Origin of the sequence: Microbacterium sp. p3-SID336 (assembly GCF_025143365.1) — a bacterium.
GTDB lineage: Bacteria > Actinomycetota > Actinomycetes > Actinomycetales > Microbacteriaceae > Microbacterium.
In genome coordinates this window covers 1-23,543 of sequence record NZ_JALXPE010000025.1, presented here as the reverse complement: position 1 = coordinate 23,543, position 23,543 = coordinate 1, and the positions used below count along the sequence as shown (strand labels likewise).

Sequence of the window (23,543 nt, the reverse complement as noted above, 5' to 3'; positions counted from 1 at the left end):
AAGAAATGACCACCACTGCCACGGCTGAGCAGCCGGCGACCGCGGTCGTCGGGCGCGTCGCCCGCGTCAACGGTCCGGTTGTCGACATCGAGTTCCCGCACGACTCGATCCCCGACATCTACAACGCGCTGAAGACCACGATCACGATCGGCGAGGAGTCCACCGAGATCACGCTCGAGGTCGCACAGCACCTCGGCGACGACCTCGTCCGCGCCATCGCCCTCAAGCCGACCGACGGTATCGTCCGCGGTCAGGAGGTGCGCGACACCGGTGAGGCCATCTCGGTCCCCGTCGGTGACATCACCAAGGGCAAGGTCTTCAACGTGATCGGCGAGGTCCTCAACGGCGAGCCCGGTGAGACCATCGAGGTCACGGAGCGCTGGCCCATCCACCGCAAGGCCCCGAACTTCGACCAGCTCGAGTCGAAGACCACGATGTTCGAGACGGGCATCAAGTCGATCGACCTCCTCACGCCGTACGTGCAGGGTGGGAAGATCGGTCTGTTCGGTGGCGCCGGTGTCGGCAAGACCGTCCTCATCCAGGAGATGATCCAGCGTGTCGCGCAGGACCACGGTGGCGTGTCGGTGTTCGCCGGTGTCGGTGAGCGCACCCGTGAGGGCAACGACCTGATCCACGAGATGGAGGAGGCGGGTGTCTTCGACAAGACCGCCCTCGTCTTCGGCCAGATGGACGAGCCGCCGGGGACGCGTCTGCGCGTCGCCCTGTCGGCTCTGACGATGGCGGAGTACTTCCGTGACGTGCAGAAGCAGGACGTGCTGCTCTTCATCGACAACATCTTCCGATTCACGCAGGCCGGTTCCGAGGTCTCCACGCTGCTGGGCCGCATGCCCTCCGCCGTGGGTTACCAGCCGAACCTCGCCGACGAGATGGGCCTCCTGCAGGAGCGCATCACCTCGACGCGCGGTCACTCGATCACCTCGCTGCAGGCGATCTACGTGCCGGCCGACGACTACACCGACCCGGCTCCGGCCACGACCTTCGCGCACCTCGACGCGACGACCGAGCTCTCCCGTGAGATCGCGTCGAAGGGTCTGTACCCGGCCATCGACCCGCTGACCTCGACGTCGCGCATCATGGACCCCCGCTACCTGGGCGAGGACCACTACCGCGTCGCCACCACGGTCAAGCAGATCCTCCAGAAGAACAAGGAGCTGCAGGAGATCATCGCGATCCTCGGTGTGGACGAGCTCTCCGAGGAAGACAAGATCGTCGTGTCGCGTGCGCGTCGCATCCAGCAGTTCCTCTCGCAGAACACCTACATGGCGAAGAAGTTCACGGGTGTCGAGGGTTCGACGGTTCCGCTCAAGGAGACCATCGAGTCGTTCGACGCGATCACCCGCGGTGACTTCGACCACGTCGCCGAGCAGGCCTTCTTCAACGTCGGTGGCATCTCCGACGTCGAAGAGCGCTGGGCGCAGATCCAGAAGGAGAACGCCTGATCATGGCGCTCAACGTCAGCCTCGTCTCCGCCGATGCGGAGGTCTGGACGGGAGAGGCGAGCCTGGTGGTCGCCAAGACCGTCGAGGGCGAGATCGGCTTCATGTCCGGTCACGAGCCGGTGCTGGCCATCCTCGCCGAGGGCCAGGTCCGGATCACCCAGACGGATGGCACCAAGGTGCTCGCCAACGCGCAGGACGGATTCCTCTCGATGGAGGGCGACGTCCTGACGATCGTGGCCGGCAACGCGGCTCTCATCGCCTGACAGCTCCGTCACTCGCGTCCGCCTCGTCACCTTCCCGGGTGACGGGGCGGACGCGTCTGCATGATCAGAGGTTCCATGAAGATCCTGCTTCCGCCGTCTGAGACCAAGCGCGCCGGCGGCGACGGCGGGCCGCTCGACCTGACGTCACTCGCGCTGCCTGGACTTCTCGCACAGCGCGAACCCGTCGTGTCGGCCCTCGTCGAGCTCGCCGCCGATGAGGAGGCATCCCGTCGGGTCCTGAAGCTCAGCGCGCGTCAGCTCGACGATGTGGAGCGCAATCGCACGCTGCGAGATTCCCCGGCGATGCCGGCGGTCGACCGATACACAGGGGTGCTCTACGACGCGCTGGATGCGGCGGGACTTCCGTCGGCCGCGCGGCGATGGCTGGGCGCGCACGTGTGGATCCACAGTGCGCCGTTCGGCCCGGTCGGTGCGCTCGACCCCATCCCCGCCTACCGTCTCGCCGCCGGCACCGCCCTGCCCGGCATCCCTCCGCTGCGCCGCCACTGGGCGGCAGCGACCTCTGCCGCGATCGCCGAGGCACGGCCTGCGTTCGTCCTCGATCTGCGCAGTGAGGCGTACGTCGGCCTCGGCCCCGTCCCCGACACGGTGCCGTCCGCGTACGTGCGCGTCGTCACCGCGCAGGGCAGGGCGCTCAACCACTTCAACAAGAAGTCCAAGGGGCTCCTGGTTCGCGCCATCGCCGAGGATCGCCCGCGCATCGGGTCGCTCCGAGCACTGCGCACCTGGGCCCACGGCCGGGGCATCGAGTTCAGGGACGGCGAGCCCGGGACGCTGGAGCTCGTCGTCGAGGAGTGAGGTCTTCATGCACCTCGTCGCGCATCGCATGCGCGCGACCTCGCTGACGCGCTAATGTGAGCAGCGCAGAATGCCAGAAACACCATTCTCTGGAGGGGAACCTTGGACGACTATTACGGCTATGGCCTGTCAGGCGGCGCCGCGATCGCGCTGATCCTGCTGTACACGGTAGTGCCGCTGGCGATCTACGCGCTCTACGCGTGGTTCTACATGATGATCTTCGAGAAGGCCGGCGTGCAGGGGAAGTGGCGCGCGTGGGTCCCGGTGTACAACACCATGATCTTCTACAAGCTCGGCGACCTGAGCCCCTGGATCGTCCTCTACCTGTTCGGCGCCGGAGTGCTCGGTGCGATCATCCCGTTCCTCGGCTGGTTCCTCATTCTGCCGCTTGTCGGCATCGCCGGACGCGTGGTGGAGCTGATCGCCGCGTGGCGGGTGGGGCTCAAGGTCCAGAAGGACGCCGTCTGGGTGATCCTGTACTTCTTCCTTCCGCCTGTCTGGCTCGGCATCAACGCCTTCGACAAGTCGCGGTGGAACCCGAACATCCAGCCCGCCTCGTGGGCAGGTAACGGCTTCCTCGGAGACCGCACGGTCTGGGACGGCGTCCCGGTGCAGCCCGCAGCCGTAGGGCCTCAGCAGGGTTACGGCGCCCCGCAGCAGCCGGGGTACGGCGCTCCACAGCAGGGCTACGGTGCTCCGCAGCAGGGCTACGCGCCTCCGGCCCAGCCCGGCTACGCGCCGCCGGCTGCCCCTGGCTATGCCCCGCCGGCCGCGCCTGCGGCTCCGGCGACGGGCGCGCCCATCCCGCCGGTCCCGCCGACCACCCCGCCGGCGCCTCCTGCCGCGCCGCCGACCACCCCGCCGGCGCCTCCCGCCGCGCCGCCGACGACCCCTCCGGCGCCGCCGACTGCTCCGCCCGCAGCGCCGCCCGCCCCGCCGACGGCGCCGAACGACCCCACGCAGCCCCCTGCGTGATCGCCTGACAACGAAACCCCCGGCACTCGCCGGGGGTTTCGTGCTGTGAACGGTGTCGGGGCCGCGATCGGGCCGCTAACGTGGAGGCATGGTCTTGTCGCAGCGCCGGTTCGGCGCCCCCGGTCCACGTCTCCGCCCATCGGACCGAGGTGCCAGCGAGGGGAACGAGTTCCACTACGATGTGTGAGTATCCTGCGACCGCCCTTTCCGCCGCAGGTCCATCGGAGGCAGGACGTGGCTGAGACGAAGACGCACACCGTCACGGTTGCGGGACGCCCGCTGCTGCTCTCCTGGGCAGGCGTCACCGACCAGGGGCGTCGACGGGAGACGAACCAGGACGCATTCCTCGCCGAGTTCCCGCTGTTCATCGTGGCCGACGGCATGGGCGGCCACGCCGGTGGAGAGATCGCCAGCCGCAGCACGGTCTCGCGTCTGCAGGCGATGGTCACCGCGGACGACGTGAACCGCGTCGGCATCGAGAACGCGCTGGCGCGAGCGGTCGACGACATCGCCGAGCACCCCGACACGACAGACGAGGGCACGGGGACCACGCTCACGGGCGTGTATCTCGACGAGACGGGGGAGCGGCCGCAGTGGGTGGCGCTCAACATCGGCGATTCGCGGGTGTACCTCCTCCGTGACGATCGACTCGTGCAGGTCACCACTGATCACTCGGTCGTGCAGGAGCTCATCACCGCCGGCAAGCTCAGCCCGGAAGAGGCCGAGGGGCACCCCTACAGCAACGTGATCACCCGCGCGGTGGGCGCGAGCGAGCTGACGGCGCCGGACTACGTGACGATCGACCTGCGCGCCGGCGACCGCTTCGTCATCTGCTCCGACGGCCTGACCAAGGAGCTCACGGACTACGGCATCCAGCACTTCCTGCGCGAGAACGCCGATCCCGGCGCTGGTGTGGACGCCATGCTGGCGGCGGCGCTGGAGAACGGCGGCCGTGACAACGTGACGCTCATCGTGCTGCAGGTGAGCGACCCGGCGGAGTCCTCCTCCCCAGAGGGCGACACCGCGGAATAGCCGCCGTGCGCTGTGGACAGCGCCGTCATCGGCCGCACTCTGCGGTGCACTGGGAGACATGGATCCGTCTCCTCTCGTGCTGCCTGCTGTCCCTGCGCCGCCCCGCCGCGGTTCTCTCCCGCTTCTGGCCGCCGTCGCTCCCGTGGGCGTCGGCATCGCGCTGTGGCTGACGACCGGCACGCCGCAGGCTCTCTGGTTCGCCGCGCTGGGGCCTTTCATGATGCTGGCGTCGGTGGCCGATGCCGCTCGCGGTCGGCGCCGCGACCGGCGGCGTGACGAGGCGACCGCGGCGACACAGTGGGCGGCCGCGGAGGAGGAACTCGTGCGGCGGCACCGCACCGAGCGTGCACAGCTCGACCGGCGGCATCCGGATGTGCTGGCCTGTCTGCGCGAGCCCCCGCTACGCGGCGCGGAGCCGCCGGATGCGTCGACTGCCGTGGTCGTGGGCCGCGGCAACCGCCGGAGCGCCGTGCGCTGCAGCGGTGGGGAGGGGGAACGAGCGACGGCGTTCCGGGAGCGGAGCGCGGAGCTCGCCGATGCCCCGCTCACGGTTCCCCTGGGCCGCGGAATCTGCGTGCGCGGCGCGGGTCCGGTCGCCACGGCCGCTGCCCGTGCTCTCGTGGTGCAGCTCTGCCTCCGGTTCGCTCCGGGCCAGTTGTCCCTCGTCGGCAGCGAGGTCCAGCGGTGGGAGGTCGCAGGGCTTCCGCACGCGCGGCGTGCCGGTCGCGGTGGGTTCCGTCTGGGAACAGGGGTTGCCGGCACGGCCGTCGCGGCAGACGCGGCAGACGCGGACGCGGTGATCTGCATCGCGGCCGGCGACGACGAGGTGCCGCCGGGGATCACGACCGTGATCGACGTCGTCGAGCCGGGAGCCGCCACGCTCCGCACCCCGGACGCGGTGCTGCCGCTCGCGGTCGAGTGCCTGTCCGGGCAGCAGGTCTCGGCGGTCGCCTCGTGCTGTCCTGATGCGGACGACAGGGAGGTGGGGCTGCCCCTGCACGTGTCGCTCGCCGAGCTCCCGGCCGCACCTGCGACGGCGGACGGCCTCCCGGTGACCCTGGGGCGCGACGGTCGCGGCGCGGAGGTCGTCGTCGACCTCGTGCACGACGGGCCTCATGCGATCGTGACGGGCATGACAGGGGCAGGCAAGAGCGAGCTGCTGATCACCTGGGTCACCGCGATCGCCCGCAGTTACGGACCGGAGCGGGTGGCGCTTCTGCTGGCGGACTTCAAGGGCGGTACCGCGTTCGAGCCGCTGCGTGCACTGCCTCAGGTCGCGTCCGTCGTCACGGACCTCGACGAGGGCGGGGCCAGGCGGGGCGTGTCCAGCCTGAGCGCCGAGATGCGCCGGCGGGAGGGGGTGCTGGCGGAGGCGGGCGCCCGCGACGTGCGGGAGGTCTCCCTGCCACGGCTGCTGATCGTGGTGGACGAGTTCGCCGCATTGCTGCAGGAGCACCCCGATCTCGGCGCGGTCTTCACCGACATCGCTGCGCGTGGTCGGGCCCTCGGAATGCATCTGATCCTCGGCACACAGCGCGCCGGGGGAGTGATCCGCGATGCCCTGGCGGCGAACTGCCCCCTGCGCCTCAGTCTCCGCGTGGCCGACGCCGCCGACAGCCGCGCCGTGATCGGCTCGGACGCTGCGGCGCTGCTGCCGGGAGGCTCTGTGGGGCGCGGACGGGCGCTCGTGCGGCGACCCGAGGATCGCGAACCGGTCGAGCTGCGGGTCGCCCTCACCGACGTCGCCGACGTGCGCGGGGCGTGCCTGCGGTGGGCGGAGGCGCGCCCCGCGGTCAGCCCCTGGCTGCCACCGCTGCCGCGGCGCCTGGACCTGGGTGACCTGGTCGGGGAAGGCGGAGAGCGTCCGCGCGGCGCGAGCTCGCCGGTGACGCTGGGGCTGGTCGACGATCCCGCGCATCAGTCGCAGCCTCATGAGCTGCTCCGGCCTGGACGCGACCGCGGTCTCGTCGTTCTCGGCGCGCCAGGGAGCGGCCGCACCGCCGTCGTTCGTTCCATCGCCGCGCAGTGCCACGACGCGGTCGTCGTGCCGCGGGATGCGGAGGCGGCTCTGGACCTCCTCACCTCCTGGACGAGCGGGAGCGCAGACGTGCCGCGGCTCGTGCTGTGCGACGACATCGACGCGCTGCACGCCGAACTCCCGACGGAGTACGCGCTGGAGTTCGTGCAGCGGTGGGAGCAGGCGCTGCGTGCGGGCGCCGCCACGACCTGGGTGCTGACGGCCGGTCGAGCCACGGGCCCGCTGGGCCGCGTGATCGACCTCGTGCCGCGGCGCGCCCTGCTGCGCATGGCCTCACGGGTCGAGCACCTGGCGGCAGGCGGCGACTCCGGGACCTTCGCCAGGGACCGCCTCCCCGGGCGGGCGGTGCTCGACGAGCGCGAGGTGCAGTTCGTGTGGGTGGACGAGACCGCTGCTCCCGCGGCGAGACCCTCACCGGCGCATGCGCCCGTGTGGAGAGCGCAGCACGCGCTCACCGCGCTGGTCACGCCCGGCGCCGCCCGCGTGATCGCGGGACTGCGGGACGCCCATCCGGAGTGGAACGTCGTCGCGGTGGGGACGGAGCCAGGCGCGACCGGAGTCGCGTGTGTGCTGGTCGGCGATGCGGAGGCCTGGCAGCGGCAATGGGCCCTGTGGCAGGGCGTGCGCGCGGAGGGGGAGGTGCTCGTCCGGGCAGAGCGCCCGTCCGACCTTCGCCAGCTGCTCGGCGTGCGGGAGCTTCCGCCCTACGCGCGACCGCATGCAGGACGAGCCTGGTCCGTCGTGGGAGACACGCCACCTCGTCGGGTGGTGGTCGAGGGGCTCTCGGCGTGACGATTCGCGCGGCTGCGCGGCTGCGCGGCTGCGCGGGTGCGCGGGTGCGCGGGGCTGTGGCTCGGGAGGGACTCAGATGCCCGCGCCGGGGCGCACGGCACCCACCACGCCGCCGCCGCCGAGCACCGTGAGCGGAAGCGCCTCGGCGAGGCCCGCGACATCGGCATCGCTGAGAGCGCCGGCGCGAGCGAGGAGCGTGGCGGCGACGATGGTCGAGGCGCGGGCGGCGCCGTCCAGCATCTTCAACGCCGCAGTCGTGCCGTTCGGCGCCACCATCACCATCACGCCCTCGGCCCCGCCCTTGGTGAAGACGCCGAGCCGCTCGGTGGCGATGGTGTCGGGGCGACCGGGGCCCTCGATCGTCCAGGGGTTCTCGCGTACAGCGCGCACGAGCGAGCCGGCCACCCGGTGCAGCGCGAACGGCGAGCGGTCGGATGCCGTGCCGATGCGGTGGATCGCACGCGCCAGCCCGGTCAGCGTGAGCGCGTGCACCGGGGCGCCGCAGCCGTCCACCGAGGTGTGTGCGATCTTCTCGCCGGTCAGGCGCTCGACCACGTCGCGGATGTGGCCCTGCAGGGGATGCGCGGGGTCGAGGTACCCGTCCGTCGACCACCCCGTCGCCACGCAGGCGCGGAGCATCGCGGCGTGCTTGCCCGAGCAGTTCATGCGGACGCGCGCCTGCTGGCCGTGCTCGCGGATCATCTCGTCCCGCGTGGCGGAGTCGCTCGGCCACGCGGGCGGGCACGCCAGGTCGTCTTCGTTGAGCCCGCCCGCGGTGAGGATGTCGCGCACCACGGCGGCATGGCGGTCGGTGCCCGTGTGGCTGGCCGTGGCCAGGGCGAGCTGCTCGCCCTCCAGCACGGCGCCGGCAGTGATGCACGCCACCGCCTGAAGGGGCTTGAGGCTCGATCGCGGCAGGATCAGCGCATCGGCGTTGCCATGCCGTGCCAGGATCTCTCCGTCGGGCGACAGCACGACGGCCGCGCCGGCATGGCGTGACTCGACGAAGCCGCTCCGTTCCACGACGGCGAGCTCCACGGAATCCTGAACGGTGAGTGTCTCCAGCACCCGACAACTCTATCGGCGGCGGCCTCCCGACGTCGGAAGGCCCTGGCAGACTGAGGTCATGGCAGAGCAGAGCACCCCCCGCGCCCTCGGCGAGCATCGCTACGCACTCACGTCCACGTGGACGGGGAACACGGGGACCGGCACGAGCGGCTACCGCGACTACCGCCGCGACGTCACGATCGAGGTGGCGGGCAAGCCCGAGCTGCTGGCCTCGGCCGACAAGCCTTTCCGCGGCGATCCGTCCCGCTGGAATCCGGAGGATCTGCTGCTGGCCTCGCTCTCCGAGTGCCACCTGCTGTCGTATCTGCACGCCTGCGTCACCGCCGGGGTCGTCGTCGTCTCCTACCGCGACGAGGCGACGGGGCTCATGCGCGAGGACGGGGCCGGGGGCGGCTCGTTCGCGGAGGTCATGCTGCGCCCGCAGGTGGTCGTCGCTGACGCGTCCATGATCGAGGCGGCCGAACGGGCGCATCGACAGGCCAATGAGTGGTGCTTCATCGCGAATTCGATGAACTTCCCGGTGCGACACGAGGCCACGGTCACCGCTCGCGCGTGATCCCCGTGGGAGGAGGGTCGCTCAGCGACGCTCGTGGGGGAGAGCCTGCTTGATCTTCTCGATCGTGCCCTGCGCCGGCGCCTCGTTGTAGGTGCCCGCAAGCTCCTGACCGGACAGGGCGTGGATCGCCGCCATGATCTCGTCCGTGGCGAGGCGCCGCGCGCGGCCGCTGGTCGCCGGCCCGTGCGGTGAGAGGTCGAGCGGCTCGCCGAAGCGCACGGTCACGCGCTCGGAGAGCGTCGGCATCTTCGCGCCGACCGGCATCACCTTGTCGGTGCCGATCAGGCCGACGGGAACGACGGGGGCGCCGGTCTGCAGCGCGAGGAAGGCCACGCCCGTGCGGCCCTTGTACAGGCGACCGTCTGTCGAGCGCGTCCCCTCGGGGTACAGCGCCACGGCGAGACCATCGTCGAGCAGCTGCCGCTGCAGGTCCAGCGCGTCGAGCGCGGCCTGGCCGGCACCACGTCGCACCGGGATCGCGCCGATCGCCTCGAAGAAGGTCTTGGAGAGCCGGCCGCGGAAGCCGGTGCCCTCGAAGTAGCTCGACTTCGCGAGGAAGTGCACGGGACGCGGGGCCGCCACCGGGATCGCGATCGAGTCGATGAACGACAGGTGGTTGCTGGCGAAGATGACCGGTCCCGTGGCGGGGACGTGCTCGCGGCCCTCGATGCGGGGCCGGTAGATGAATCGCGCGAGCGGCGCGATCAGACTGCGGCCGAGCGCATAGGTGAAGCCGGCGTGTCGCGGCTCCGGGGTGTTCTCTGAGGGGGTTTCGGGCTCCACGGACTGCTCAGAGGTCATCAGAGCAGGTTACTCCCGACTCCATGCCCGCACAGGAATGAAGACTCGCGCCGTCGCCTCCCAGGGAGGGCAAAGGGGTATGGGGGAGGATGGAGTGTCCCGCCCGCGATCTCGAGGTCTCACTGTGCGTAAGCGTCCGCTCGTCGTCCTGTCCACCGTCGCTGCGGCGACCCTGCTGCTGGCCGGCTGCGCCGGCAACGGCGGCCCGCAGAGTTCGGGCACGCCCGACCCCTCGGCATCGAGCCAGTGTGCGCTGGATGCGCAGCCGGGTGCGACCTCCGACGCGGTCGAGGTGGCCGGGGAGGGCGCGGACACCACGATCACGGTGCCCGCGGATGCGAAGTTCGCCGACGTCGAGCGCACCATCATCTCGGAGGGCGAGGGCGACGATGTCGTGGTCAACGATCTCGTCTCGGTCCAGTTCCAGATCGTCGACGCCGCGACAGGAGACGTGCTCGACTCGTCGGCCCGTGGTGAGGACGGCCTGATCCCGGTGCTGCTCGACCCCAACCAGTCCTCGCTGTTCGTGGCCGCGCTGGAGTGCGAGCCGGTCGGCTCCCGCGTCGTGCTCGCCCTTCCCGGCAAGATGCTCGGCGACAGCGCGAACAACGTCGTGGTGTACGCCGAGGCCGTGGATCGTCTGCCCGAGGTCGCCGATGGCACCCCGGTCGACCCCACCCCCGGCATGCCCGAGGTGAAGCTCGACGACGACGGCAAGCCCACCGTGACCATCCCGGACGGCGACGCCCCGGCCTCGACGCAGGTGGCGGTCCTGAAGCAGGGCGATGGTGCGACGGTGGCCTCGGGCGACCTCGTCGTGGTGCAGTACCTCGGCGTGAAGTGGTCGGACGGCGAGGAGTTCGACTCCAGCTGGAGCCGTGACGCCGCACCCGCACAGTTCCAGACCACGGGCGTGGTCGCCGGCTTCCAGAAGGCGCTCGAGGGGCAGAAGGTCGGCTCCCAGGTGCTGGTCGTGATGCCCCCGTCCGACGGCTACGGCGCGAGCGAGGGCCACGAGCTGCAGAACGAGAGCCTCGTGTTCGTGGTGGACATCCTCGCCACGACGCCGGTGCAGTCCCAGCAGTAGCGCGGGAGGGGCCGGGGGCTGTCCTAGGCTGGCGTCATGCGTCGCATCATCGTCCTCGGCTCCACCGGCTCCATCGGCACCCAGGCGCTGGACGTGATCCGCGCCAACCCGCGGCGGTTCGAGCTGGTCGGGCTCGCCGCCGGTTCCAACACCGCCCTGCTCGCTGAGCAGGCCGCCCGCTTCCAGGTCGAGGACACAGCCCTCGGCGCGGCGGAGGCCGAGCAGCTCGTCCGCGACGTGGACGCCGACGTGGTGCTCAACGCGATCACGGGCTCGATCGGGCTGGGATCGACGCTGGCCGCGCTGCACGCTGGTCGTACGCTGGCCCTCGCCAACAAGGAGTCGCTCATCGTCGGCGGCGATCTGGTGCTCGCGGCAGCAGCGCCTGAGCAGATCGTGCCCGTGGACTCCGAGCACTCGGCCCTCGCGCAGGCGCTGCGTTCCGGAACCCATGCCGAGGTCAGGCGGCTCGTCGTGACGGCCTCCGGCGGCCCGTTCCGCGGGCGCACGCGCGCCGAGCTGACCGCCGTGACCCCGCAGGAGGCTCTCGCGCACCCGACCTGGAACATGGGTCGTACCGTGACCACCAATTCGGCCACGCTCGTGAACAAGGGGCTCGAGGTGATCGAGGCCCACCTGCTGTTCGATGTGCCCTACGACGACATCGAGGTGGTCGTGCATCCGCAGTCGATCGTGCACTCCATGGTCGAGTTCATCGACGGTTCGACCATCGCGCAGGCCTCTCCGCCGGACATGCGGCTGCCCATCTCCCTCGGCCTCGACTGGCCCCACCGCATCGGCGGCGTGGGGCGTCCGCTGGACTGGACGGCGGCGACGTCCTGGACGTTCGAGCCGCTCGACGACGAGGCCTTCCCCTCGGTGTCACTCGCCAAGGCGGTGGGCCGCGCGGGCGGGACGTTCCCTGCCGTGTACAACGCCGCGAACGAGCAGGCGGTCGACGCGTTCCACGAGGGGCGGCTCCCGTTCCTCGGCATCGTCGACACGATCGCCCGCGTCGTCGACGCGCACGAGGCACCCGATGCGCTCTCGGTCGAGTCGCTCGCCGACGCCGAGGCATGGGCGCGCCGGACGGCCGACGACCTCATCGCGACGGCCTGAGAAGGCGACCAGCCGCCGCTCGTTCCCGCGCGGGCGTTCGGTCCGCGCGGCGGCCCCGTTTCCCTGCGCGGAGCACGCGCCCGTCGCCGCGGCCCCGGATTACCGCGGGTGTGCGGTCAGCGGGGCGACCCTGTTCTCCCGCGCGGGGCGCACCTGCCCCTCCGCCACCCGTCGAGCGACCGCCGCAAGGCGCGCGCAGTCAGTCCTCGTCGGGGTAGGGGACCGGCCAGCGCGACGGCGGCACAGGCCAGCCCGCCGCCTTGAGTGCGCGGCGCGAGAGCTCCCGGGCGGAGTAGGGGGTGCGCACGCCGCGGATGTCGCGGTAGTCCTGGTGCCCGGGCCCCGCCCAGAGGATGGCGTCGCCGTCGCCGACGAGACCCACGGCCGCGACGATGGCCGCTTCGGGCGGCGAGTACTCGTGGATTTCGGCGTCCGGCCTGGCGCGACGCGCACCCTCCACGAGAGTCGCCCGGATCGAGGCGGGGTCCTCGAAGCGCGGGTGGTGGTCGGTCACGACGAGGATGTCGCTGCCCTCGACCGCGGTCCGCGCCATGTCGAATCGCTTGCTGGCGTCACGGTCGCCGTCGGCGCCGAACAGCATCAGCACCTTGCCCGGCGTGACGCGCCGTATCGCGGCAAGGGTCTTCTCGAACGCATCGGGAGAGTGGCCGAAGTCGACGAACACCGCAGGGCCGCGGTCGCCGGAGACGAGCTGGGTGCGGCCGGGGAGGTACGCGCGGATGCCGCCGTCGCGCGTGAGCGCCTCGACGATGCGCCCCCAGTCGTACCCGCCCTCGAGCAGCATCACGATCGCGAGCGCCGCGTTGGCGGCCATGTGCGGTCCGATCACGGGCACCGTGGTGGTGAGCGTTCCCGCGGGTCCCGTCATGGTGAAGGTGGTGCCCGTGGTGCGCTCGTCGTCGATCACGACCACCCAGTCCGCGCGGGAGGCGGCGTCGGGGTCGGCGGCGATCGACGGCGTGCCGACCGTGACCACCGGGATCTCGGCGCGTTCGACGACCTGCGTGCCGGAGGCGGAGTCCAGGCAGATCACGCCGCGCAGTGCGCGGTCGGGCCGGAACAGCGGCAGCTTCGCCTCGAAGTACTCCTCCATGTCGGCGTAGTCGTCGAGGTGGTCGTGGCTGAGGTTGGTGAAGCCGGCGACGTCGAAGCGGATGCCGTCGACCCGGTGGCGCGACAGCGCCTGCGCGCTCACCTCGACCGCGACGGCCTCGACCTCGCGCTCGCGCATGAGGGCGAGCAGGGCGTGCATCTCTGAGGCCTCGGGGGTCGTCAGTCGGGACACGATGATCTCGCCGGCGATGTGGCGCTCGGCCGTGGACGACAGCCCCGTCACGACGCCCATCTGCTCGAGGATGCCCTCCAGCAGGTGCGACACGCTCGTCTTGCCGTTCGTGCCGGTGGTCGCGAACAGCAGCGGGAGCGGGTCCTCTGCACCCGTGCCGTAGACCCAGGCGCTCAGGTCGCCGAGCACGCCACGCGGGTCGTCGACCACCACGATGGGAAGACCGGCGTCCGCGGCGATCGCCGCCCCCGGCTCATCGGTGATGACGGCGACCGCGCCCTTCTCCGCCGCGGTCGCAGCGAAGTCCGCACCGTGGCGGTTCAGCCCCTGGATGGCCACGAACGCCTCGCCGGGGCGCAGGTCGGCCGTGGCGAGCGTGATGCCGCTCAGAGAGATCCCGGACAGCTCGCCACGCACGGAGCGGGCGAAACGGGAAGCGAGTTCGGACAGCTCACGCCGGGGCGGGTTCGCGGGGCGGAGCACGGGGGGCAGGCTCGGTTGTTGTTCAATCGACATGTCGGATCCATGATCTCACGCCGGGGCGCGGAACCTCCGCTCCGCACCCGCCGCGCGCCGGGCGACGCGTGGCGGGTGCGGACTCGGCAGGAGCGTCGGCTCAGGCCCTGCGGCGGTACGCCAGCACCGCGACGACGAGGGCAGCGACGCCGGCGACCAGACCCCCGGCGCCCAGAGCGATTCCGACAGGGTCGGCGACCACGCCGCCGTCCGCTTCCGCCTCCGCGGCGTGCGCGTCCCCGTCGGCATGATCGCCGTGCTCTGCGGCGCCCGCGTCCGCGACGGTCACGACGGGCGCGGGCGCGTCGAGCTCGTGCGGATCCTCGCCGTCCTCGGCGAGCTGCGTCCACTCGGTCGCCCCGTCGACGCACTGCTGCACGACAGGGAAGGCGAGCGTGTTCGGCGTGTCCTCGTCGAGGCCCACCGACATGCTCACGGCGCCGCGCAGATCCGTGGGCACGGGCGTCAGCGCGGTGTAGGTGACGGCGCTGACCAGACCGTCGTCGCCGCGCTCCACCTGGATGGACCAGTCGCCGTCGAGCGTCGGCGCGACCGAGGCCAGGCCGTCCGGCATGGTGATGCGCAGCGCCGTCGTCGGCGAGGTGCCGCAGCCGTGGGCGAACGAGAACGTGAGGACGCCGTGGCCGCCGGGGGCGAGGGCGTCCGGGGTCACGGAGACGTGTGCTCCGGCCATCAGCGGGGCGCCCAGAGCGAGGGCGATGCCGCCGACGGTGCCACCGACGGCGACGGCGGCGCGGCGGCGGAGGGGGCGGACGGTGTGCGAGGTGATGCGGGACATGAGGGTTCTCCAATGCTCGTGTGCGGGGCGCGCGGAACGGCGCCCTCGCGGAAGGGCCGCCCGGAGGCGACGGTTCGGCGTGCGGCGGATCAGCCGCGGGCGAGCACGGGCGGACCGCGTCGGGAGACGGCTGCGGCGACAGCCCGGTCGACCGCCGGGAGAACGAGGGAACGCAGCGCTGCGGGTCGGCCCGGCACGCCACCGGGGTGCGGGCTCGCGCGCCGCAGCAGTGCGCGGAACCACCCGGCGACCGCCCGCACCATGCTCTCGGCATGCCAGAGGAGCACGGTGGTCAGGACGGCCGCGGCGATGTGCGCGCCAATCATCCCGGTGTCGACGGGCGCGACCGGAGCGCCGCCGACCGCCGTGAGCGCCGCGAGTGCGAGGTGGTGCGCATGTCCGCCGCCGGCAGCGGCCGTGCCGGCACCGGCCGCGGACGGCGCGCCGAGCAGCTGGAACAGCACATGGAACGCGCCCTGGGCCGTGAGCACCGCGACGGCGACGCGGATGCGCGAGGGACGGCTGCCGATCAGCACGGCGGTGGGCGTCAGGAACAGCACAGCCACCGCCGCGATCAGCAGCGGGTGCGGGGCGGTGCCGCCGCCGATCGTGTGCGAGACCGCGGCGATCAGGGTGGCCACCGCGGACACCGCGGCGGCATGCACGAGTCGCAGCTGCCGGGAGGTCACCGCACCAGCCTAGCGACGCGGGCGGAGCAGGGCGGATTCCTAGCTCAGGGCACTACGGTTGGCACGTGGAAATCCTGCTCTATGTGGGCGGCATCCTGTTCATGCTGATCGGCCTCGGCCTCTCGATCGGTCTGCACGAGGTCGGCCATCTCGTCCCCGCGAAGCTCTTCGGCGTCCGCGTCGGCCAGTACATGATCGGCTTCGGCCCTCGACTGTGGTCGAAGCGGATCGGGGAGACCGAGTACGGGTTCAAGCTGCTCCCGCTCGGCGGGTTCATCTCGATGTCCGGCATGTACCCGTCGTCGAAGGACCGCGGGCCGGCGTCGGGCGTCTTCCGCACGCTCATCCAGGACGCCCGGTCGGCCAACGACGAGACGATCGCCGAGGGCGCGGAGGACCGCGTCTTCTACAAGCTGCCTGTCTGGAAGCGCGTCGTGGTGATGCTCGGCGGCCCGCTGATGAACCTGCTGCTCGCGGTGCTCATCTTCATCGTGCTCGTCAGCGGGATCGGGGTGCAGCAGGGCACGACCACGATCGCGGCGGTGAACGAGTGCGTCGTGCCCGCGTCGTCCTCGGCGACCTCGTGCTCCGCGGATGACCCGCCGTCGCCCGCAGCGGAGGCCGACGTGCAGCCGGGCGACGTCCTCGTCTCCATCGACGGTCAGCCCGTGTCCACCTTCGACCAGGCCACGCAGATCGTGCAGGCGTCTCCGGGGGAGACCCTCGAGCTGGTGGTGCGGCGCGATGGCGAGGAGCGGACGCTGAGCCTCACCCCGATCGCGGCCGAGCGCACGATCACCGACGCCAGCGGCACGCCCGTGCTCGACGAGGACGGCGACCCCGTGGTGAAGGAGGTGGGGTACGCGGGGATGATCGCCCAGATGGGCTACGTCCAGCAGCCGCCGAGCGTCGGCGTCGAGATGGCCGCGGACAACGTGGCCAGGGTCGCCTCGCTCATCGTCACCCTCCCCGTGCGCCTCTGGGATGTCGGCGTCTCGCTGGTCACCGGGGGCGAGCGCGACCCCAACGGGCCGCTGAGCGTGGTCGGCGTGGGTCGCCTGGCCGGTGAGGTCGCCGCGACCGATGCGCCCGTACTCAACCGCTTCGCCGTGCTGCTCGGGCTGCTCGGGTCGCTCAACGTGGCGCTCTTCGTGTTCAACCTGATCCCGCTGCTGCCCCTCGACGGCGGTCACATCGTGGTCGCGCTCTGGGAGGGAGTGCGACGCGCGTGGGCGAAGCTGTTCCGGCGGCCGCCGCCCGCCCCGGTGGACGCCACGCGCCTCGTCCCACTGACCGTGGTGGTCGCGGTGCTGTTGATCGGAATGGGCGCACTGCTCCTGGCGGCCGACCTGTTCAACCCGGTGAAGCTGCTGGGCTGACCGGCGTCCCGGCGGACGCGGCTCAGGCGAGCGCGTGCGTCACGAGGCGTTCGAGCGTGCGGATGCCGTCGCGCGACAGGATCGATTCCAGGTGCCCCTGCACGGAGGCGAAGCCCTCGCCGCGCAGCGCGTACACGTCGCCGGTCCCCGGGTCCGCGCTGACTTCAGCGCCTCCGACGGTCGAGGTCCCGGGGGCGACGCGGGCGGTGAAGGTGTTGTAGAAGCCGATCGACGCGTCCTCGCCGAACACGGGCACGGCCTTCTGCAGGCCCTGGTGCGGTGCATCGAGCGGAGCCAGCGCCACGCCCAGACGGTCGGCGAGGATCTGGTGGCTCAGACAGACCGCCAGCAGCGGGCTGCCGCCGTCGAGCCGAGCCGTGACGACCTCGCGCATCCGGGCGATACGGGGGCTGTCGACGTCACGGGGATCACCGGGACCGGGTCCTGCCACCACCAGGTCGGCTGCGGCCACGGCGTCGTCCGCGACCTCGTCCCAGGCGGCGATCGTGACGTCGAGCCCGAGGTGGCGCAGCTGGTGGGCGAGCATGGTGGTGAAGCGGTCCTCGGCATCGACGACCAGTGCCGAGCGGCCCGAGAAGGGACCGGTGAAGTCCTCGCCCTGCGGGTTCAGCCAGAACTCAGCGAGCCGCGCGTTGCGGGAGGAGAGCAGTGCGGCCACCTCGGCGTCGTCGGCGAGCGACCGACCGGCACCGGGGGCATCCGCGTCGCTGCGCGCTTCCGCGACGCGGTCGCGGTCGATCGCGCCGATCGCGCCCAGCACACCGGCCGCCTTGCCATGTGTCTCGGAGACCTCGCCGTGCGGGTCGGAGTGCCGCACGAGCGTCGCACCCACCGGCACGCTCAGCCGACCGTCCTGCAGATACACGGTGCGGATGAGGATCGGCGCGTCCAGGTCGTGGCCGCCGTCGGCGTTCGGCGTGAAGAGGGCGGCGACACCGGAGTAGTACCCGCGCGGCTTGCGCTCGTGGCGGCGGATGACCGCACAGGCGTTCTGCATGGGAGAGCCGGTCACGGTCGGGGCGAACATCGTCTCGCGGAGGATGTCACGAGGGTCCAGCGCGCTGCGGCCCCGCAGCATGTACTCGGTGTGGGTGAGCCGCGACATCTCCTTGAGGTGCGGGCCCGTGATGCGACCGCCGTCCGCACAGACGGCGCTCATCATCTTCAGCTCCTCGTCGACCACCATGAAGAGCTCCTCGGTCTCCTTGGTCGACGCGAGGAAGTCGATCAGCGTCTCCTTGGTGGCGCCCCCTGCGGGGTGACGGAACGTGCCGGAGATGGGGTTCATGGTGACGACGCCGCCGCGCGCCACGACGTGGGCCTCGGGGCTCGCACCCACCGCGATGTGCCCGGGGGTGAACACCGCGAAGGTCCAGTACGCCCCGCGCTCGTGCGTGAGCAGCGCGCGGAACCAGGTGAGCGCGGCGGTGCGCTCGTCCGTGTCGACGGCCGCGGTGTAGTCGCGCCGGATGACGAAGTTCGCGCCCTCGCCGCGGCCGATCTCGTCCGCGATCACGGTCTCCACGATGGCCGCGTACTCCTCGTCGGCGATGTCGAAGCCGCCGTCGCGCAGCGGCACCGCGGCGTCCGGAAGCGCAGCCAGGAGCTCGGCGGTCGGCAGGTGCAGATGCTCGTCGACGACCAGGCAGCGCAGGGGGGCGCCGTCGTCCTGGGCGACGAAGCCGCGCTCACGCACCTGCCGATAGGGGACCATCGCGAACACCTCGCGCGGGATGCCGTCCGCCGTGAGCGGGATGTCGGCCAGCAGCTCCACGTCGGCGACGTCGCCGCTGAGCAGCTCGACGGTGTCGGCGCCGTCCCTGGCGATCAGCACGAAGGACGCGTCCGGGTCGGCGCTGAGCTCGGCGAGTCGTGAGAGGGTCATCGATGTCTCCTGTGCAGGGCTCCGGCTCGGCGCAACGAAAAGACCGCCCCGGAGGCGGTCTGGATTCGTGGGAACGCGAACACACCGCCTAGGAGGCGGGCCACCAGGTGAAGTTCGCGAGCATGGGGCGAAACTACCACACCGCCCGCACGCGGCCGGAGCGGATGACGGGCGCGGCCATCCAGCCCTCGCGCATCCTGGCGGCGTAGGCTGGAGTGGTGCCAGCTGTGAACCTTGGGATGCCCAGAGTCCCCGAAGTCCTCGCCCCGCGCCGCAAGTCTCGCCAGATCAAGGTGGGCAAGGTGCTCGTCGGCGGCGACGCCCCGGTGAGCGTGCAGTCGATGACGACCACCAAGACGACCGACATCAACGGGACGCTGCAGCAGATCGCCGAGCTCACCGCCTCGGGCTGCGAGATCGTGCGCGTCGCCGTGCCGTCTCAGGACGACGCGGACGTGCTGCACATCATCGCGAAGAAGAGCCAGATCCCGGTGATCGCCGACATCCACTTCCAGCCGAAATACGTCTTCCAGGCGATCGACGCCGGCTGCGCCGCCGTGCGCGTGAACCCCGGCAACATCCGCAAGTTCGACGACCAGGTGGGCGCGATCGCCAAGGCCGCCCAGGATGCGGGCGTCTCGCTGCGCATCGGGGTGAACGCCGGATCGCTCGACCGCCGTCTGCTGGAGAAGTACGGCAAGGCCACACCGGAAGCCCTGGTCGAGAGCGCCGTGTGGGAGGCATCGCTGTTCGAGGAGCACGACTTCCACGACTTCAAGATCTCCGTCAAGCACAACGACCCGGTCGTCATGGTCAAGGCGTACCGCCAGCTGGCCGAACGCGGCGACTGGCCGCTGCACCTCGGCGTGACCGAGGCCGGCCCCGCGTTCCAGGGCACCATCAAGAGCGCGACCGCGTTCGGCATCCTGCTCGGCGAGGGCATCGGCGACACGATCCGTGTCTCGCTCTCGGCGCCGCCCGCCGAGGAGGTCAAGGTCGGCCACCAGATCCTGCAGTCGCTGAACCTGCGCGAGCGCAAGCTGGAGATCGTGTCGTGCCCCTCGTGCGGTCGCGCGCAGGTCGACGTCTACACGCTCGCCGAGGACGTGACCGAGGGGCTCAAGGACATGACGGTGCCGCTGCGCGTCGCCGTGATGGGGTGCGTCGTGAACGGCCCCGGTGAGGCGCGCGAGGCCGACCTCGGCGTCGCCTCGGGCAACGGCAAGGGACAGATCTTCGTCAAGGGCGAGGTCATCAAGACCGTGCCGGAGGAGGACATCGTCGCCACCCTGATCGAGGAGGCGAACCGGATCGCCTCCGAGATGGGGCCGGACGCACCGCTGGGCACCGCCCAGGTCGTCACGGCCTGACCGCACACCTCTCACCGCGCGCACCTCAGGAGAAGCATGCCCTCGTCGACCGTCGTGACCTTCGCCGCCGGTGCCGTCAGCGGAGAGGCGGTGGTGACGCACGTGCAGCCGGGGCCGGACGGCACGGTCGTCGTCGTCGATGCCACCCCGTTCCACCCCGTGGATCACACGTGGCCCGACCAACCGGGCGACTCGGGTGGGATCACGCTGGGCGACGCCGCTCTCGGCGTCACGGAGGCCGTGATGGCCGCCGTGTCCGACGAGGGTGCCTTCGCGGTGGGAACGGACATCCCGGTCAAGCGCGGCGGGGAGGGCTGGACCTGGCTGGTCGGGCACCGGCTGGCGGAGTCGGCGCCGGAGAGCCTGGTACCCGGCGCCACGGTGGGACTCGAGGTCGATGCCGCGCGACGCGCGGGCCTCAGCCGCGGTCACACCGCCTGCCACCTCGCCTCGCTGGCGCTCGATCTGGCCGTGGCCGACCTGTGGCGCAAGGATCCGGGTGCCGATGCGCTCGGCACGCCGGACTTCGAGGGACGCGCGAACCAGTCCAGTCGGATCCACGAGGACGGCGCCGTGGACGAGTACCGCCTGGGCAAGAGCCTGCGTAAGGCGGGCTTCGACACCGAGGCCTTCGCCGCGACGCTCGCCGAGCGGCAACAGCACCTCAACGCGCAGCTGGCCGCGTGGGTGGCCTCGGCTGCCTCGAGCCGCATCGAGACCGAGGGCGCGACCATCGTGGACCGTCGGCGCTGGCACTGCGAACTGCCGGAGGGTGAAGCGGTCATACTGTGCGGTGGCACGCACGTGGATTCCCTCGCCGCGTTCGCGGAGATCACCGTCACCCTCGACCTCTCCGACCCGCAGCTGCTCGTCATGCGGACGACCGTCGTCCCCGCCTGAGCCGGCGCGCGACCGCTCGGATCCCGACGGAGGGTCAGGCGGGCTCGAACTCCACCTCTCCGCGGGAGATGTCGGCGCGCGCGACGCGCAGACGAACGACATCGCCGGGCTTCGCATCGGCGGACGCGGGCGCCGTCGCGCTCACGGCGGGGTCCGCGAGCTGGATGGCCATGCGCTCCCCGCGAAGCTCGATGACGGTGGCCTCGACAGTCGACCCCACGAGCGGAGTGAGCAGTGCCGCCTCCACCGCGTTCACGGTCGCGGCGTCGAGTCGTCCTGCGCGCTGACCCGACTCCTGCATGAGCGCGGGCAGATCCGACAGCGACTCGCGCGCCCACGGCGGGACGGGGCGCCCCTCCGACACGGCGAGACAGATGGCGAGGCTCCACCGATCGACCAGGCGTCGCAGGGGAGCGGTCGCGTGCGCGTAGGGGGCAGCGATCGCGGCCTGCACGGCATCGTCCGGTGCCTCGCCGTCGAACACCACGTAGCCCGCGCCGCGGAAGAGCGAGGCGGCGGCCTCCAGCACCGGCAGGGTGAGCGGGTCATCGCGGTCGAGCCCGCGCAGGTAGTCGCCGTAGGCGCCGTCCGTCCACGGGCGCCCGAGAGCCCGCGTCTGCAGCCGGAAGGCACGGAACGCGTCCTCGTCCGGCTCCGGCATCGTGCGCAGCACGCCCACCCCGGCGTCGAGCATGAGCGTCGCCGCGGCCATGCCGGTCATGAGCGAGAGCTGCGCGTTCCACTCCTCGACGGGCAGGGGCCGCCGACGCTCGATCGCGTAGGTGCCGTCGTCGGCGCGCACGACCTCCTCGTCGGGGAGGTTCAGGCTGGCGCCGCCTCGCGCCTGCTCCTGCGCCAGTCGCAGGGCGCCGATCTCCGGCAGCAGCGCCGCCGGTCCGTCCTCGCCGCGGTCGAGCGCACTCTGGGTCGCCACGTAGTCGAGCTGTGCGCGCGAGCGGATGAGGGCGCGCTCCAGCCGGAACCGTTGCACGGCACCGTCCGCGTCCAGGGTGAAGGTCCAGACGAGTGCCGGGCGGTCGACGTCGGGGAGCAGTGACGCGCGGTCCTCGCTCAGAACGGGAGGGTGGAGGGGGATCGAGCCGTCGGCCGCGTAGATCGTCTGGCCGCGTCGGCGGGCCTCCGCATCGACGGCGCCGCCGGGAGTCACGAACGCGGGAACGTCAGCGATGGCGTAGCGCACGGTGTAGCCGCTGTCGGCGCGTTCCAGATGGAAGGCCTGGTCGAGGTCGCGCGACCCTTGCGGGTCGAGCGTCGCGAACGGCACGTCCCGGAGATCCAGCTCCGGGGTGGATGCGGTCGCCGCCGCGGCCTCTTCGAGCACGGCGGCGGGGAACTCCTGCGGGGCGTCGAGCTCGGCGCGCAGGGCGGCCAGCGCGGAGGCGAGCTCGGTCTGGGCGGCGGACGGAGCGACATGCGAGCGGCGCTGGGGCATGCCCCCAGCCTAGGTCGCGGTATCTCCCGGTCTCCGCACTGCCGCATGTCCGAGGTGGCGGGTAACATTTCACATATCCCTCTTCGGACTCGCCAAAGGAGACTGTCATGAAAGCACTCGTGTACCACGGAGCAGGAGCCAAGAGCTGGGAGGACGTGCCCGATCCCACGATCATCGCCCCGACGGATGCGATCGTCCGTGTCGAGTGCACGACGATCTGCGGCACGGACCTGCACATCCTGAAGGGCGACGTACCCGGGGTGACCGACGGCCGGATCCTCGGTCACGAGGGCGTCGGCATCGTGACCGAGATCGGTGCCGCGGTGACCGAGCTCGCCGTCGGCGACCGCGTCATCATCTCCTGCATCAGCTCGTGCGGGAAGTGCGCCTCGTGCATCGCGGGGCTGCAGTCGCACTGTCGTGCCGAGGAGGGGGCTGCCGGCATCGGCTGGATCCTCGGGCACCTGATCGACGGCACGCAGGCGGAGCTGGTGCGCATTCCGTTCGCAGAGACGTCCCTGCACCGGGTGCCGGAGGGGGTGTCGCCGGAGACGGCGATGCTGATCAGCGACATCCTGCCCACCGGTCATGAGATCGGCGTCAAGTACGGCGCCGTCAAGGCGGGCGACGTGGTGGCGGTCGTCGGTGCCGGTCCGGTCGGCCTGGCCGCGATCATGACGGCGGGGCTGTACGGCCCTAGCAAGGTGATCGCGATCGACCTGGATGCGAACCGGGGTGCGCAGGCGAAGACCTTCGGCGCCACGCACGGCGTCGTCGCCTCGGACGCCGACTGGCGCGAGCAGGTGCTCGCCCTCACGGACGGGCTGGGCGTCGACGTCGCGATCGAGGCCGTCGGTGTGCCGAAGACCTGGGACATGGTCCTGGAGATCGTGCGTCCGGGTGGGCACGTGGCCAACGTGGGAGTGCACGGCACCTCCGTGCAGTTCCCGCTCGAACGGCTGTGGATCGAGAACCTCACGATCACGACCGGGCTCGTGAACGCCAACACCGCCCGCATGCTGACGCGCCTGCTGGGGGAGAAGCGGATCGATCCGAGCGGCTTCGTGAGCCACCGGTTCGCTCTCGCCGACATCGAGAGCGCGTACGACACGTTCAGCAGGGCCGCGGAGACCAAGGCGCTCAAGGTGCTGCTGCAGGCCTGAGCCTCCGGCGGACCGGCGCCTCGAGCGCCGGTCCGCCGACCGCCGGCTGCGC

General features: G+C 71.5%; 20 protein-coding genes. 13 read left to right on the top strand and 7 right to left on the bottom strand.

Annotated elements, in window-relative coordinates:
• Window positions 1-5: 5 nt before the first annotated feature.
• The 6 genes from atpD (at window position 6) to M3C17_RS09125 (ending at window position 7,379) form a co-directional block, all read left to right on the top strand.
• On the top strand, window positions 6-1,460 hold the full coding sequence (gene atpD / locus M3C17_RS09150) for a F0F1 ATP synthase subunit beta (RefSeq protein WP_025103152.1): 1,455 nt from the start codon (window positions 6-8) through the stop codon (window positions 1,458-1,460).
• Between the two features lie 2 nt (window positions 1,461-1,462).
• Window positions 1,463-1,723 carry a F0F1 ATP synthase subunit epsilon gene (locus M3C17_RS09145; protein WP_259977363.1) on the top strand — a complete coding sequence of 87 codons (261 nt, stop codon included), beginning with the start codon at window positions 1,463-1,465 and terminating at the stop codon, window positions 1,721-1,723.
• A 75-nt stretch (window positions 1,724-1,798) separates the two neighbouring features.
• Window positions 1,799-2,542 carry a YaaA family protein gene (locus M3C17_RS09140; RefSeq protein ID WP_259977362.1) on the top strand — a complete coding sequence of 248 codons (744 nt, stop codon included), beginning with the start codon at window positions 1,799-1,801 and terminating at the stop codon, window positions 2,540-2,542.
• Window positions 2,543-2,644: 102 nt separating this feature from the next.
• Window positions 2,645-3,517, top strand: a complete 873-nt coding sequence (locus tag M3C17_RS09135) for a DUF5684 domain-containing protein (RefSeq protein ID WP_259977361.1) — start codon at window positions 2,645-2,647, stop codon at window positions 3,515-3,517.
• 234 nt (window positions 3,518-3,751) lie between these two features.
• A complete protein-coding gene (locus tag M3C17_RS09130) occupies window positions 3,752-4,549 on the top strand; it encodes a PP2C family serine/threonine-protein phosphatase (RefSeq protein WP_259977359.1) in 798 nt (265 codons plus the stop codon).
• 58 nt (window positions 4,550-4,607) lie between these two features.
• Window positions 4,608-7,379: an FtsK/SpoIIIE domain-containing protein gene (locus M3C17_RS09125; RefSeq protein WP_259977358.1), complete on the top strand. Its 2,772-nt coding sequence runs from the start codon at window positions 4,608-4,610 to the stop codon at window positions 7,377-7,379.
• Window positions 7,380-7,451: 72 nt separating this feature from the next.
• Here the strand turns inward: M3C17_RS09125 and M3C17_RS09120 are convergent, their stop codons facing one another.
• Window positions 7,452-8,447, bottom strand: a complete 996-nt coding sequence (locus M3C17_RS09120) for an asparaginase (RefSeq protein ID WP_259977357.1) — start codon at window positions 8,445-8,447, stop codon at window positions 7,452-7,454.
• A 58-nt stretch (window positions 8,448-8,505) separates the two neighbouring features.
• Here M3C17_RS09120 and M3C17_RS09115 point away from each other — a divergent pair, with 58 nt between their 5' ends.
• Window positions 8,506-9,003, top strand: coding sequence for an OsmC family protein (locus M3C17_RS09115; protein WP_259977356.1), 498 nt, complete (start codon window positions 8,506-8,508; stop codon window positions 9,001-9,003).
• A gap of 21 nt (window positions 9,004-9,024) precedes the next feature.
• On the opposite strand, the gene M3C17_RS09110 is transcribed toward M3C17_RS09115, so the two are convergent.
• Window positions 9,025-9,804: a 1-acyl-sn-glycerol-3-phosphate acyltransferase gene (locus M3C17_RS09110; protein WP_259977355.1), complete on the bottom strand. Its 780-nt coding sequence runs from the start codon at window positions 9,802-9,804 to the stop codon at window positions 9,025-9,027.
• 124 nt (window positions 9,805-9,928) lie between these two features.
• Here M3C17_RS09110 and M3C17_RS09105 point away from each other — a divergent pair, with 124 nt between their 5' ends.
• Window positions 9,929-10,891, top strand: coding sequence for an FKBP-type peptidyl-prolyl cis-trans isomerase (locus M3C17_RS09105; protein WP_259977353.1), 963 nt, complete (start codon window positions 9,929-9,931; stop codon window positions 10,889-10,891).
• A 36-nt stretch (window positions 10,892-10,927) separates the two neighbouring features.
• The gene (gene dxr / locus M3C17_RS09100; protein WP_259977352.1) at window positions 10,928-12,010 is read left to right on the top strand and encodes a 1-deoxy-D-xylulose-5-phosphate reductoisomerase; all 1,083 of its coding nucleotides are present in this window, start codon (window positions 10,928-10,930) and stop codon (window positions 12,008-12,010) included.
• A gap of 199 nt (window positions 12,011-12,209) precedes the next feature.
• Here dxr and M3C17_RS09095 read toward each other — a convergent pair whose 3' ends face one another.
• The 3 genes from M3C17_RS09095 to M3C17_RS09085 form a co-directional block, all read right to left on the bottom strand.
• The gene (locus M3C17_RS09095) at window positions 12,210-13,832 is read right to left on the bottom strand and encodes a Mur ligase family protein (RefSeq protein WP_259977349.1); all 1,623 of its coding nucleotides are present in this window, start codon (window positions 13,830-13,832) and stop codon (window positions 12,210-12,212) included.
• Window positions 13,833-13,932: 100 nt separating this feature from the next.
• Window positions 13,933-14,631, bottom strand: a complete 699-nt coding sequence (locus tag M3C17_RS09090; RefSeq protein WP_259977347.1) for a YcnI family protein — start codon at window positions 14,629-14,631, stop codon at window positions 13,933-13,935.
• 89 nt (window positions 14,632-14,720) lie between these two features.
• The gene (locus M3C17_RS09085; protein ID WP_259977346.1) at window positions 14,721-15,320 is read right to left on the bottom strand and encodes a hypothetical protein; all 600 of its coding nucleotides are present in this window, start codon (window positions 15,318-15,320) and stop codon (window positions 14,721-14,723) included.
• A 65-nt stretch (window positions 15,321-15,385) separates the two neighbouring features.
• On the opposite strand from M3C17_RS09085, the gene M3C17_RS09080 reads away from it, so the two are divergent.
• Entirely contained in the window at window positions 15,386-16,699 is a 1,314-nt protein-coding gene (locus M3C17_RS09080) for an RIP metalloprotease (protein WP_259977345.1), read from the top strand.
• Between the two features lie 22 nt (window positions 16,700-16,721).
• On the opposite strand, the gene M3C17_RS09075 is transcribed toward M3C17_RS09080, so the two are convergent.
• A complete protein-coding gene (locus M3C17_RS09075) occupies window positions 16,722-18,605 on the bottom strand; it encodes a chorismate-binding protein (protein WP_259977344.1) in 1,884 nt (627 codons plus the stop codon).
• Window positions 18,606-18,844: 239 nt separating this feature from the next.
• Here M3C17_RS09075 and ispG point away from each other — a divergent pair, with 239 nt between their 5' ends.
• Window positions 18,845-19,975, top strand: coding sequence for a flavodoxin-dependent (E)-4-hydroxy-3-methylbut-2-enyl-diphosphate synthase (gene ispG, locus M3C17_RS09070; RefSeq protein WP_259977343.1), 1,131 nt, complete (start codon window positions 18,845-18,847; stop codon window positions 19,973-19,975).
• Window positions 19,976-20,011: 36 nt separating this feature from the next.
• On the top strand, window positions 20,012-20,875 hold the full coding sequence (locus M3C17_RS09065) for a hypothetical protein (RefSeq protein ID WP_259977342.1): 864 nt from the start codon (window positions 20,012-20,014) through the stop codon (window positions 20,873-20,875).
• Between the two features lie 34 nt (window positions 20,876-20,909).
• On the opposite strand, the gene M3C17_RS09060 is transcribed toward M3C17_RS09065, so the two are convergent.
• The gene (locus tag M3C17_RS09060; RefSeq protein ID WP_259977340.1) at window positions 20,910-22,328 is read right to left on the bottom strand and encodes an RNB domain-containing ribonuclease; all 1,419 of its coding nucleotides are present in this window, start codon (window positions 22,326-22,328) and stop codon (window positions 20,910-20,912) included.
• Between the two features lie 107 nt (window positions 22,329-22,435).
• On the opposite strand from M3C17_RS09060, the gene M3C17_RS09055 reads away from it, so the two are divergent.
• Window positions 22,436-23,491 (top strand): zinc-dependent alcohol dehydrogenase family protein, encoded by a 1,056-nt coding sequence (locus M3C17_RS09055; protein ID WP_259977339.1) that lies wholly within the window; start codon window positions 22,436-22,438, stop codon window positions 23,489-23,491.
• The last annotated feature ends 52 nt before the right edge of the window (window positions 23,492-23,543 follow it).